General features: G+C 63.5%; 12 protein-coding genes and 1 tRNA gene. 7 read left to right on the top strand and 6 right to left on the bottom strand.

Annotated features, from left to right (window positions below; translation table 11 throughout):
• The first annotated feature begins 58 nt into the window (after positions 1 to 58).
• Together PMI40_RS05180 and PMI40_RS05175 are read left to right on the top strand one after the other, a co-directional pair.
• Positions 59 to 134: transfer RNA gene (locus PMI40_RS05180), tRNA-Glu, on the top strand.
• 494 nt (positions 135 to 628) lie between these two features.
• Entirely contained in the window at positions 629 to 1,420 is a 792-nt protein-coding gene (locus PMI40_RS05175; protein WP_008112859.1) for an enoyl-CoA hydratase-related protein, read from the top strand.
• Between the two features lie 17 nt (positions 1,421 to 1,437).
• Here PMI40_RS05175 and PMI40_RS05170 read toward each other — a convergent pair whose 3' ends face one another.
• The 3 genes from PMI40_RS05170 to PMI40_RS05160 all read right to left on the bottom strand — a co-directional run bounded on the left by PMI40_RS05170 (position 1,438) and on the right by PMI40_RS05160 (position 3,478).
• Positions 1,438 to 1,800: a hypothetical protein gene (locus tag PMI40_RS05170; protein WP_008112857.1), complete on the bottom strand. Its 363-nt coding sequence runs from the start codon at positions 1,798 to 1,800 to the stop codon at positions 1,438 to 1,440.
• Positions 1,801 to 2,388, bottom strand: coding sequence for a sigma-70 family RNA polymerase sigma factor (locus tag PMI40_RS05165; protein ID WP_040501682.1), 588 nt, complete (start codon positions 2,386 to 2,388; stop codon positions 1,801 to 1,803).
• Between the two features lie 172 nt (positions 2,389 to 2,560).
• Positions 2,561 to 3,478, bottom strand: coding sequence for a LysR family transcriptional regulator (locus tag PMI40_RS05160; protein ID WP_008112853.1), 918 nt, complete (start codon positions 3,476 to 3,478; stop codon positions 2,561 to 2,563).
• Positions 3,479 to 3,633: 155 nt separating this feature from the next.
• On the opposite strand from PMI40_RS05160, the gene PMI40_RS05155 reads away from it, so the two are divergent.
• Genes PMI40_RS05155 through mmsB form a run of 3 tightly spaced genes read left to right on the top strand, consistent with a single transcriptional unit; the run spans position 3,634 to position 7,331 of the window.
• Positions 3,634 to 4,857, top strand: coding sequence for an ABC transporter substrate-binding protein (locus PMI40_RS05155; RefSeq protein WP_008112851.1), 1,224 nt, complete (start codon positions 3,634 to 3,636; stop codon positions 4,855 to 4,857).
• A 57-nt stretch (positions 4,858 to 4,914) separates the two neighbouring features.
• Positions 4,915 to 6,423 carry a CoA-acylating methylmalonate-semialdehyde dehydrogenase gene (locus tag PMI40_RS05150; protein ID WP_008112849.1) on the top strand — a complete coding sequence of 503 codons (1,509 nt, stop codon included), beginning with the start codon at positions 4,915 to 4,917 and terminating at the stop codon, positions 6,421 to 6,423.
• A 14-nt stretch (positions 6,424 to 6,437) separates the two neighbouring features.
• A complete protein-coding gene (gene mmsB, locus PMI40_RS05145) occupies positions 6,438 to 7,331 on the top strand; it encodes a 3-hydroxyisobutyrate dehydrogenase (protein ID WP_008112847.1) in 894 nt (297 codons plus the stop codon).
• Between the two features lie 56 nt (positions 7,332 to 7,387).
• Here mmsB and denD read toward each other — a convergent pair whose 3' ends face one another.
• Positions 7,388 to 8,362 carry a D-erythronate dehydrogenase gene (gene denD / locus PMI40_RS05140; RefSeq protein WP_008112845.1) on the bottom strand — a complete coding sequence of 325 codons (975 nt, stop codon included), beginning with the start codon at positions 8,360 to 8,362 and terminating at the stop codon, positions 7,388 to 7,390.
• A 171-nt stretch (positions 8,363 to 8,533) separates the two neighbouring features.
• Between denD and PMI40_RS05135 the strand changes: the two genes are divergently transcribed.
• Complete coding sequence (locus PMI40_RS05135; RefSeq protein WP_008112843.1) at positions 8,534 to 9,331, top strand: FadR/GntR family transcriptional regulator; 798 nt, start codon at positions 8,534 to 8,536, stop codon at positions 9,329 to 9,331.
• A 79-nt stretch (positions 9,332 to 9,410) separates the two neighbouring features.
• Here PMI40_RS05135 and PMI40_RS05130 read toward each other — a convergent pair whose 3' ends face one another.
• Both PMI40_RS05130 and earP read right to left on the bottom strand, forming a co-directional pair.
• A complete protein-coding gene (locus PMI40_RS05130) occupies positions 9,411 to 9,986 on the bottom strand; it encodes an elongation factor P (RefSeq protein WP_008112841.1) in 576 nt (191 codons plus the stop codon).
• A 136-nt stretch (positions 9,987 to 10,122) separates the two neighbouring features.
• Positions 10,123 to 11,301 carry an elongation factor P maturation arginine rhamnosyltransferase EarP gene (earP, locus tag PMI40_RS05125; RefSeq protein WP_008112839.1) on the bottom strand — a complete coding sequence of 393 codons (1,179 nt, stop codon included), beginning with the start codon at positions 11,299 to 11,301 and terminating at the stop codon, positions 10,123 to 10,125.
• Positions 11,302 to 11,833: 532 nt separating this feature from the next.
• On the opposite strand from earP, the gene PMI40_RS05120 reads away from it, so the two are divergent.
• The gene (locus tag PMI40_RS05120) at positions 11,834 to 12,262 is read left to right on the top strand and encodes an organic hydroperoxide resistance protein (protein ID WP_008112836.1); all 429 of its coding nucleotides are present in this window, start codon (positions 11,834 to 11,836) and stop codon (positions 12,260 to 12,262) included.
• Positions 12,263 to 12,306 lie beyond the last annotated feature (44 nt).

Below are 12,306 nucleotides of genomic sequence, written 5' to 3'. Positions count from 1 at the left end.
TACCTCCACCAGCGACCCGCATGATGTGTGTGTGGGATATTGTAGAAGTACCGTATTTGTCCCCTTCGTCTAGAGGCCTAGGACATCACCCTTTCACGGTGAGTACGGGGGTTCGAATCCCCCAGGGGACGCCAAAAACCAAATAGCCCGCGATAGCGGGCTATTTGCTTTTTGACGTCCCCTAGCGATGTGCCAGTGCACATCGCGGGGGGGGCGAGGTGGCGTCTGGCGCTCGATTAACGGCATCTGACGCCGCATCTTCTTAGCGTCGGCAAGCCATACGCCACCGTGACCCGTCCCCGTTCGTACTGAGGTGCTGCCTTGGCAGCGTATCGAAGGCGCGCATGCCGGTGCGCCTTCGATACGATCCTTCGGACCTACTCAGTCCTAACGGTCTTTATCGAGTGTGCGAACGGTTCCGAGATTGATTTGGTTTTCCGCATCACCATCACCCCGTCAATGCCCTCGCAAGCCACAGGCATAGAGCCGGGCCGAGGACGCGGCAATGACTGCTTCCTTGGCACGACAACCGCCGACTTTCGGCATGGCGACAATAAGTCGAGAAAAACTAAGCTATCCTGCTCCAGAACAGCGCCCCCAAGACGCACCTTTGACATCAGGAGATCCAATGACCGAGGCAGCACAACTCGATATCGACAGCCGTGGCGTGGCCACCATCCTGCTCAATCGCCCCGACATCCACAACGCCTTCGACGACCAGTTGATCGCACACCTGATTGCATTGATGGCCCAGGCCGCGGCCGATCCGCGTACCCGCCTGCTGGTGCTGGGCTCGACCGGCAAGTCGTTTTCGGCGGGCGCCGACCTGAACTGGATGCGCCGCATGGCCGATGCCTCGCGCCAGGACAACCTGGACGATGCGCGACGGTTGGCGCAATTGATGGCGAGGCTGAATGATTTTCCGGCACCTACCGTGGCCCGGGTGCAGGGCGCGGCAATGGGCGGCGGGGTCGGGCTGGTGGCGTGTTGCGACATCGTGGTGGCCGCCGAACCGGCTTTCTTCTCGCTGTCCGAGGTCAAGCTGGGACTGGCGCCAGCCGTCATCAGCCCGTATGTGATCGCCAAGATCGGCGTATCGCAGGCGCGCCGCTATTTCGTCTCGGGCGAGCGCTTCTCGGCCATTCGCGCCGCTGCCATCGGCCTGGTGCACGAGGTGGTGTTGCCGCCCGAGCTCGAAGCCCGAACCGAGCAATTGATCGCTACGCTGCTGGCCAATGGGCCGCATGCCATGCGCGCAGCCAAGCAACTGGTGCATACCGCCAACCCCCTGCAGATCGCGTCGCCCTTGACCGAATACACGGTGGGCGTGATCGCCGACCTGCGGGCCTCGGCCGAGGGGCGCGAAGGCCTGCGGGCATTTCTTGAAAAAGACGCCCCGGCCTGGGCGGTCAAGGCCTGAGGCGAAGGCGGGCGGCCTCAGTGACGATTGCGATGGCGGCCGAAGCCACACATGCGGCCACCCAGGCGTTCGCGTTCTTCCGGCGTCATGGCCTGCCAGCGCGCGCGCATGCGGCGCTTCTTGTCATGCCAGTGACGGTTGCCGCGAAAGCCGCCGAACAGGATCCGGCACAGTACCAACAAGCCCAGCGCGCGCCAGAAACCGATGTCGGTGGCCGCCGGGAAGATCGGCGGCACCACCCAGTTCCACAGCAACATCACCGCCGTGCCCAGCGCCAGCACGCATACCGCCACGCAGGCCAGCTTGAGCAGCCAGCCCATGCCGAAACGACCACGGCCGCGGCCAGGTTGCCCTTGATTGATCTGATCCAGTGGTTCCATCTATATCTCCAATTCGTCATAGACCGCCTGCAAGCGACGTCGCAAGTGCAGTACGGCATAGCGCTTGCGCGCCAGTAAGGTGTTCTGTGGCACGCCGCTGTCGGCCACCATCTGCTTGAAGCTGACGCCATCCAGTTCGTGTGCCACGAATACCTCGCGTTGTGCTTCCGGCAATTCCTCCAATGCCTGCTGCAAGGCCTGCAGCAGCCGTGAGCGCGCATAGGCCGCCTCCGGGCCGCCATCGGCCGCCGGCAAGGCCAGGTCCAGGCGAACACTGTCGTCGGCGCCGTCGAGCTGGTCGATATCGCCGGGATCGACCAGTTGCTGCTCTTTCTTCTTGCGGAAGCGATCGATGATGCGGTTGCGCGCCACCCGGAACAGCCACGCCCCGACCTGTTCGATCGGTTCCGGCAAGCGATAGGCCTGGACGAACTCCAGCATCACATCCTGCAGGATGTCCTCGGCCTCGCCGGCGTCGGCTACGCGGCGGCGAATGAAGCCACCCAGCCGGCCGCGCTCGCGCAGCACGGTGGCGGTGATTTCGTTTTCCTTGTCGCTCATTGCAAGGTGGGTGGATGTGGACTGCATGCCTTGGAGACGGATCATCTCCAGCGATATTGTCGACGCCAGCGAAAAATCCCGGCGTCGAGCGCGATTCTAGCGGTTGGCGGGGATGACGGGGCGGTGCGCCGCGAATCCGGGCGCCAGCACCGTGCTGATGCGCTGGCCGAATCACGCGCATGGCCGCCGACGCCGCCGGCTAGCGCAGCGACTGCATGTGGGGTGCCTGGCCCATCAGGAAGGCGCGGTTCAGCTCTATGCATTCGCGCAGGTAACTCCATAACGCCGAGACCCGGGCCACATGACGCTGTTCGCTGGCCGCCACCAGCCAGAAGGTGCGCGTGATGCTCACCTGCGACTGCAGTATCGGCACCAGCTTGTCCGACTGCTGGGCCAGGAAGCACGGCAGGATGGCCAGCGCGTGGCCGCTGCAGGCGGCCGTGTATTGCGCCACCACGCTGGTGCTGCGAAAGGCACGAAAGGCGTCCGGTGCCACGGTGTCCTTGTAGCGCAGCTCTTCGCTGAAGACCAGGTCATCGATATAGCCGATGAAGTTGTGCTGCGCCAGGTCGCTCACGTCGTTGATCGGCGCATGGCGGGCGAGATAGTCGCCGCTGGCGTAGAGCTTGAGCACATAGTCCGAGAGCTTGGTGACGACGTAGTTGCCCGACAGCGGCCGCTCGATCGACACGCTGATGTCGGCTTCGTGCTTGGACAGGTTCACGAAGCGGGGCATCGGCAACATGTCGACCGTGATGTGCGGGTTGCGGGCGCAGAAATGCGCAATCTGCGGGGCCAGCACGAACGTGCCGAAACCTTCGGTGGCGCCCAGCCGCACCTGTCCCGACAATTTGCTGTTCTGGCCCCCCAGCTGCTCGGCGGCGGCATAGATGGTGCTTTCGATCTTCTCGGCATATTCCACCAGCCGATAACCTTCGGCGGTGAGCTTGTAGCCATGGTTGTTGCGGTCGAACAGCTGGCTACCCACTTGCTGTTCGAAGCGTTTCATGCGACGCGACACGGTCGAATGATCGATGCCCAGCTTGCGGGCCGCATCGACCAGGCCCTGGCTGCGGGTGAGTTCCAGGAAGATCCTGAGGTTGTCCCAATCCTGCATCGTGTCTCCCACCCGTGGTTTTGCATTAATGCAAAGGGGTTTTGAATTTGTGGTTATTGTGTCGATATTAACGCAAATGCAAAATGGCGCACGACCTGGCGTCGACGTAACGCCGGGCGTGCAGACAACAACGACAATATCCAGGAGACAGCAACATGCGTAGAACCGTATCCGGCCATGTCCTCATGGCCGCCGTGGCAACCTGTACGTTCGCATTTGGCACCAGCCCGGCCCGGGCCCAGAACAACGACAGCGTCAAGATCGGCATCCTGACCGACATGTCCGGTCCGTATTCGGCCATGGGCGGGCAGGGCTCGGTGGTGGCCGCCAGGATGGCCGTGGAAGATTGTCTCAAGGCCGAATGCCGCGGCATGAAGATCGAAGTGCTGTCGGCCGACAACCAGAACAAGCCCGACGTGGGCGTGACCCGCGCCCGCGAATGGCTCGATCGCGACAAGGTCGAGGCGATCGCCGACCTCACCAATTCGTCGGTGGCGCTGGCGGTGCAGAAGCTGATCAAGGAAAAGGGCGGGGTGGCCATGTACAGCGGCCCGGCTACCGGCGCGCTGACCACCAGCGAATGTGCCAGCAATGGTTTCCACTGGATGTTCGATACCTATTCGCAAGCCGCCGGTGCGGCCGCGGCCCTGACCAAGCTGGGCAACAAGTCGTGGTATTTCGTTACGGTCGATTACGCCTTCGGCCATTCGCTCGAGAAGGACGCCTCCGATGTGGTCAAGGCCAATGGCGGTACCGTGGTGGGCTCGGTGCGCCACCCCTTGAACGCGTCCGATTTCTCATCCTTCCTGCTGCAGGCCCAGGCGTCCAAGGCGCAGGTGATTGGGCTGGCCGACGGCGGCACCGACGTGGTCAATGCCATCAAGCAGGCACGCTCGTTCGCCGTGGGCGGCAAGGACCAGCGCCTGGTGGCGCTGCTGGTGTTCCTGTCGGACGTGCATGCGCTGGGCCTGGATGCGGCCCAGGGCCTGGTCTATACCGACGGATTCTATTGGGACTACGACGAACAGACGCGCGCCTTTTCCCGGCGTTTCGAAACCCAGTTCAAGAACAACAAGCCGACCATGGTACAGGCCGGCGTGTATTCGAGCGTGTATCACTTCCTCAAGGCACGCGCCGCGGCAGGCACCGCCGACTCGAAGGTGGTGTCGCAGAAGATGCGCGAGATCCCGATCAACGACGTGGTCATGCGCAATGCCTCGATCCGCCCCGATGGCCGGGTGATCCACGACATGTACCTGTACCAGGTCAAGACCCCCGCCGAATCGAAGGGCGCGTGGGACTACCTCAAGTTGCTGTCGGTGATTCCGGCCCAGCAGGCCTTCCGGCCGATGGACGCGGCCTGCCCGCTGACCAGATAAGTCCTCGCCCGGGCGCCTGTGGTTGCCCGGGTCTTCTCTCTTTCACAGGAACCCACGATGAGCCAAGCCCAGATCCCCAACGTGCCCCTCTTTCTCAACGGCGAGAAGGTGCAATCGAGTTCGACCGAATGGCGCGACGTCAGGAACCCGGCCACGCAGGAAGTGGTGGCGCGCGTGCCGTTTGCCACCAAGGCCGAGGTCGACCGCGCCGTGGCCAATGCCAAGGACACCTTCAAGACCTGGCGCAATACCTCGCTGGCGCAGCGCATGCGCATCATGCTCAAGTTCCAGCAGCTGCTGCGCGATAACATCGCGCCATTGGCCGAGCTGATCACCCGCGAACACGGCAAGACCCTGCCCGACGCCGAGGGCGAAGTCATGCGCGGCCTGGAAGTGGTGGAGCACGCCTGCTCGATCACCTCGCTGCAGCTGGGCGAGCTGGCCGAGAACGTGGCCGGCGGCGTCGATGTCTATACGCTGTACCAGCCGCTGGGCGTGGGGGCCGGCATCACCGCCTTCAACTTCCCGGTGATGCTGCCGTGCTTCATGTTCCCCATCGCCGTGGCCTGCGGCAATACCTTCGTGCTCAAGCCGTCCGAGCAAGACCCCACTTCGTCGCTGTTCCTGGTCGAGCTGGCCAACCAGGCCGGCCTGCCGCCGGGCGTGTTGAACGTGGTCCACGGCGGGCCGGAAGTGGCCAACATGATCTGCGACCACCCCGACATCAAGGCCGTCTCGTTCATCGGCTCGACCCATGTCGGCACCCACATCTATCGCCGCGCCAGCGAAGCCGGCAAACGCGCGCAATGCATGATGGGCGCCAAGAACCACTGCATCGTCCTGCCCGACGCACCCAAGGACCAGGCCATCAACAATCTGCTGGGGGCCGCCTTTGGCGCGGCCGGCCAGCGCTGCATGGCCAATTCGGTGGTGCTGCTGGTAGGACAGACGCGGGAGTGGATCGGCGAGATCGTCGAGCGCTCCAGGGCCATGAAGGTCGGGCCGGGCAGCGACCGCAGCGCCGATGTCGGACCGCTGGTGTCGGCTGCCGCCAAGGAGCGGGTCGAGCGCCTGATCGGCATGGGCGTGGAGCAGGGCGCCAGGCTGCTGCTGGATGGTCGCAACTGCAAGGTGGACGGACACGAAAAGGGCAACTTCGTCGGCCCCACCGTGTTTGCCGGGGTCAAGCCCGAGATGGACATCTATACCCAGGAAATCTTCGGCCCGGCCATGTGCATCGTCGAGGTCGACACGCTGGACGACGCGATTGCCTTCATCAACGCCAACCCGAACGGCAACGGCACATCCATCTTCACTAGCTCGGGCTATGCGGCGCGCAAGTTCCAGAACGAGATCGATGTCGGCCAGGTCGGCATCAACGTGCCGATCCCGGTACCGGTGGCCTACTTCAGCTTCACCGGGTCGCGCGCCTCCAAGCTGGGCGACCTGGGCCCCAACGGCAAGCAGGCGGTGCAATTCTGGACCCAGACCAAGACCGTCACGGCACGCTGGTATGCGCCCGACGAACAGGCCGGCCAGGTCAATACCACCATCACCCTGAAGTAGCAGAGGAGAACTTCATGAGCGCCAATATCGTATTCATCGGCCTGGGCAACATGGGTTTGCCGATGGCGCAGAACCTGGTCAAGGCGGGGTATGCGGTCAGTGGCCATGACCTGGTCAAGGCCAGCGTGGACAAGCTGGTGCAGGCCGGCGGCAAGACCGGTGCCGATGCGATGGCGGCGGTGGCCGAGGCCGACGTGGTCATCACCATGCTGCCGGCCAGCCGCCATGTCGAGTCGCTCTACCTGGGGGCGCAGGGCGTGCTGGCGTCGGTGCGTCCCGGGACGCTGTTGATCGACTGCTCCACCATCGCCCCGGAGGCGGCACGCAAGGTGGCAGCAGCCGCCGCCGACAAGGGGCTGGCCATGCTCGATGCGCCGGTCTCGGGTGGCACCAATGGCGCCGCCGCCGGCACGCTGACCTTCATGGTGGGCGGCCCGGCGCAGGCCTTCGAGGCTGCGCAGCCGTATCTGCAGAAGATGGGGCGGGCGATCTACCACGCCGGCGACAGCGGCAGCGGCCAGACCGTCAAGGTATGCAACAACATGTTGCTTGGCATCCTGATGATCGGCACATCCGAAGCGATCCGGCTGGGCGTGGCCAACGGCATGGACCCGGCGGTGCTGTCGGAGATCATGTCCAGGAGTTCCGGACGCAACTGGACGCTGGAAGTCTACAACCCCTGTCCGGGCGTGATGGACAGCGCGCCGGCGTCCAAGGCCTATGCGGGGGGATTCGGGGTCGACCTGATGCTCAAGGACCTGGGCCTGGCGGTGGAAAACGCGCTGGCCACCGGATGCGCGGTTCCGCTGGGGGCGGCAGCGCGCAACCTGTACGACATCCATAGCAAGAACGGCGCGGGGGCGCTGGATTTTTCCAGCATCTATGACTTGCTGGGCCAGGCCAGGTAGCCTGCAAGACCCGGTGTAGCGACCATCCCGTCGCCGGCGACGGGATGGCGCGCAGCCTACTTCTTGACTTCGTCTTCGATGTGCGCGCGGACGATATCGGCGAAGCTGGCGTCGGCGGTGAAACCCAGTGCCTTGGCGCGCTTGGCCTCGAAGGCGCCTGGCCACGAATTGACGATGCGCTTGATGGCTTCGTCTTCCTTCCACTCGATCAGCTTGACCACCTCGGGGCCGGCTACCTGTTCCAGCGCGGCGACCATGTCGCCCACCGTCACGCACAAGCCGTCGATGGACAGGAAGCGCGCCAGGCCGAGGTCGGCGCCATTGATCTCGTGACCGTAGATCAGGTTGGCGATGGCCTGGCGCGGCGACATCAGCCACATGCGGGTATCGCGACCCACCGGGCACACCGATGGCTGGCCGTTGAGCGGTTCGCGGATGATGCCCGAGGCGAAGCTGGAAGCGGCCTTGTTGGGCGCGCCGGGGCGCACCGAGATGGTCGGCATGCGCAGCGCGCGGCCATCGATGAAGCCCTTGCGGCTGTAGTCGTTGACCAGCAGCTCGCCCATCACCTTCTGCGCCCCATAGGAGCTTTGCGGCATCAACAGGGTGTTGTCCGGCACCACCGCGGGCAGGTCGCCGCCGAACACCGCCACCGAGCTGGTGAAGACCACGCGCGGCTTGGTGCCGACGGCGCGGGCGCGTTCCAGGATCACCCGGGTGGCATCGAAGTTGATCTTCATGCCCAGCTCGAAATCGGCTTCGGCGTGGCCGCTGACGATGGCGGCCAGGTGGAAGATCGATTGCGTCTGGGCGGTGATGACGCGCTCGATGACAGCGGCATCGGCGATGTCGCCGGTGACGGCTTCGATGCGCGGGTCATCGAAACCTTGGGCCGGGACCACGTCGAGCAGGGTGATGCGGGTGATCTCCTGCTGCTGGCCGTTGCTGCCGGTCAGCTTGCCGCGTTGCAGCAGTTGGCGAGCCAGTCGGCTGCCCAGGAAGCCGGCGCCGCCGGTGATGACGATATGCATGTGTTCTCCTCGGTATCTGATGGGACTGCTGGGTGCTTCGACTCATTGCGGCTGGCATTATAACAGAAAGTTGTCATACAACTTTTGATGGCCCATGTCGGTAGTTGTTTGTGCGGATCGAAAAGCAGGCAGTGGCGGTATCATGGCGACTTCATGAATCCCGATCCAGCCATGCCTTCGAATCCTGCCAGCCGTGCCGCGCGCGGCAAGGGTACCCTTGCCGACCACGTCACCAGCCAATTGGCCCAGCAGATCCGTTCGGGGCAGTTCGCGCCCGATGCCCGCTTGCCATCCGAGATGGAGCTGACCGAGCGCTTCGCGGTCAGCCGCACGGTGATCCGCGAGGCCATTTCGCGCTTGAAGTCGGAAGGCCTGGTCGGTTCGCGCCGGGGCAGCGGTACGGTGGTGCTGGGCGCCAACCAGGCCACGCCGTTCCGGCTCGACCTGCAGGTGGGGGATGTGCGCGATTCGATCCAGGCGGTGCTGCGGGTGATCGAGCTGCGGCGCGGCGTCGAAGGCGAGATGGCAGCGCTGGCCGCGCAACGTCGCACCCGGGCGCAGAGCCGTGCCATCGGCCAGGCCTTGAAGGCGATCGACGCGGCAGCCGCGCAAGGGCGCGACGGGGTGCAGGAAGACTTCGCCTTCCATGCCGCCATCTCCAACGCCGCGCACAATCCGCTCTATACGTCGCTGGTGCAGTTCCTGAGCCAGTTCCTGCACGGGGCGATCCGGGTGGCGCGCATCAACGAGGCGCGCCGCGCCGACTTCCAGCAGCAGGTGCGCAGCGAACATGCGGCCATCGCGCAGGCCATCGCCGAGGGCGACGCCGCGGCCGCGCGGGCGGCGGCGTTGCAGCACATGGAGAATTCCGCGCGTCGCATCCAGGCCGCCGACAGCGAATTCTGGGCCAGCGAGGGCGGCAAGGCGGCGCGCCACCTGGCGCAGGTCAAGGCGAGCGGGGTGGAATGATCCCGGGCGGCGTGCGCTGCCTCGGGCATAAAAAAACGCTGCACGAGGCAGCGTTTTTATCGAATGGCAACGGCAATGCTTAGTTGCGCACGACCTTCTTGTATTCGTTGGTACGGGTATCGATTTCGATCACGTCGTCCTGGCTGACGAACAATGGCACCATCACCACGATCTGGTTGGCTTCGATCGCGTTTTCGATCTTGGCTTCCTTGAGCACGTTGCCCGAGGTGTTGCCCTTGACGGCCGGTTCCGAGTAGGTGATCAGGCGTTCGATGGTGGTCGGCATTTCGACCGAGATCGCCTTGCCGTCATAGAACACGGCTTCGCATTCCATGCCATCCTTGAGGTAGTTGATGGCTTCGCCCATGTTCTCGCCTTCGATCTCGTACTGGTTGTACTCTTGATCCATGAAGACGAACAGCGGGTCGGCGAAGTACGAATAGGTGACCGGCTTCTTGTCCAGCACCACCACGTCGAACTTGTCGTCGCCGCGGAAAACGCTTTCCATCGGGGTGTTGGTCAGCAGGTTCTTCATCTTCCACTTGTAGGTGAAGCCAGTACGGGAAGAGCCGTTGATGTCCGAACGCAGGACGATCATGGGCTTGCTGTCGACCATGATGATGTTGCCGACGCGGATTTCTTTTGCAAATTTCATAGCGGATAGTCGTGAAAAGGTAGGTTTCTTCAAACTGTCCGTAGCCTGATGGCAAAGAGCACCGCAAGCCCACGTACGTTGAATTCCAAACTGCATAAAAGTTAGCCCGCTATTCTACCCTATTTTCGGGCCTGTTTTATTCGAGCCTGCGGGCGAAGCTGAGCAAATTGGTCATGAAGTCGCCATTTGCCAACAGCGTATCGACCCATTGTCCGGCGCCGGCGGTCAGTACCGGCAAGTCCTGCAACACGGCGCTCCAGGTCGCCGCCCAGTCGATCTCGCCGGGCGCGGCGCCATTCCAGGCCCGTGCCAGGGTGGCCAGCTCGGCCGTGGCCGGGCGATAGATCGCGAGGAAGGCGTTGAGCTTGACGTGATGCAGGTTCTTGTCCTGCTTGTAGATGTTCCAGACGAACGGCCTGGCGGCCCATTGGCCCCGCACCCACGAATCCTCGCCGCGCACGAAGTTGAAGTCGCAACTCCAGAGCAGCTTGTCGTAGTCGGGTTGTGGCACGAATGGCAACACCCGCATTGTCAAGGCGCCCCGCGTGGCGAATGCACCGGGCCGCGCGGGGGCGCCGAGAAACCGCTCGATCGCGGCACTGGCCACGCCATCGGGCACCAGGCAGGTGACCGGGCGCGGGCTGGCTTGCCAGGCGGCAAGCAGGTCGGCCACCGGTGCATAGTCGTAGCAGAACAGCGAAACCTTGCAGCCCTGCATTTGCTCGGCGGTCACGCCCAGGCTGGCCAGAAAGGCCTGGCGTTCGCCCTGCTCGACGAAGGCCTGGCGCCGCGCCTGCAGGTCGGCCTCGAAACTGAGGCCACCGGTCTTGTCGTTGAAACCTGGGAAGAAAAAATACTTGGTCAGCTTGAAGGAGCGATGCGGCGAGGGCAGGGTGTGGCAGCCTTCGACCCATTGCTCGGCCGACAGGCCTTCGAGGTTGAACCACAAGGGACGCACGTTGCGTTGTGCCATCGCCGCCACGTACCCGTGCGGGATCTCGCAACCGAAGAATTCCATCACGATGTCGGCCACGTCGTCCGCGGCGAAGCTGGCCTCCTGGTCTTGCGCGTGCCAGTGGCGCACGGCCACACCGTGGACCTGCTGCAGCTCGGCGCTGGTATCGACCTCGGGGCACAGGCGCTGGAAACTGACCAGGTCATCGACCCACAGTCTTACCGCAATGCCATGTTCGCGCACCAGTTGGCGCGCCAGGCGCCAGCAGATGCCGATATCGCCGTAGTTGTCGACTACCTTGCAGAACAGGTCCAGGGTGCGCAGCGGATGGCCGGCGGCGGTACGGATTTCATTGGGCATGGCGGGGCCGACGCCGGGCGTCGGTATAAAGCTGGCAGCGGGAGTGCGCATGATACCTAACTTGCCGGATTTGGCGCACCCGGCCTGGCGCGTGCAAGCGCAGGGGCAACCGGCCAGCGATATCAGGCGATATGTTCAATCGCTTGAATTTAAATAGCTTGCAATTTAATTTTGTACGATCTATTATGCATGCATGGACGGCGCAACGATCCTGGAACACGCAAGGTGATGCCCGAACAGATTGCAGCAGGAAATATCGTCAGGATTTGATGGTGTTAATTAAATAGTTCGCTATTCTGTCGTTCGAGATTGAACCCGCGGGCACCAGCGGGTTCGCATCGGGATAGAACCTGATCTAGAGTTGTCTCGAACTGGCGGCAAACGCTAGACGGTGAAAGTTGTAGTTGATGCAAGTCGGTGCCTGCAGGCCATGCCTGCGGTCACGATGTGCAGGCAGTGATGCTGGATAAGATGAATGGTTGTCATGACCGATGCGGCCTGCGGGCCTTAACCTGAACCGAAAGGAAACATCATGAAAAAACTCGAAAAAGCCCTGTACCAAGCCACCGCAACCGCCACTGGCGGCCGTGAAGGTTCCGCCAAGTCCTCCGACGGCGTGCTCGACATCAAGCTGTCGACCCCGAAGGAACTGGGCGGCGCCGGCGGTGCCGGCACCAACCCGGAACAACTGTTCGCAGCCGGCTACTCCGCCTGCTTCCTGGGTGCGCTGAAGTTCGTGGCCGGCCAGGACAAGGTGACCCTGCCGGCTGACGCCAGCATCACCGGCACCGTGGGCATCGGCCAGATCCCTGCCGGTTTCGGTATCGAAGCCGAACTGAAGATTTCGCTGCCGGGCCTGGATCGCGCAGTGGCGCAGACACTGGTCGACAAGGCGCACCAGGTCTGCCCTTACTCCAACGCCACCCGTGGCAATATCGACGTCACGCTGACACTGGTATAAGCCAGTGGCGACTGCGCGGTGGCAAGCCACGCCACCGCCGCCGC

This window comes from Herbaspirillum sp. YR522, from assembly GCF_000282575.1.
Classification (GTDB): Bacteria; Pseudomonadota; Gammaproteobacteria; order Burkholderiales; family Burkholderiaceae_D; genus Herbaspirillum.
This window is presented reverse-complemented; position numbering and strand designations above follow the sequence as displayed.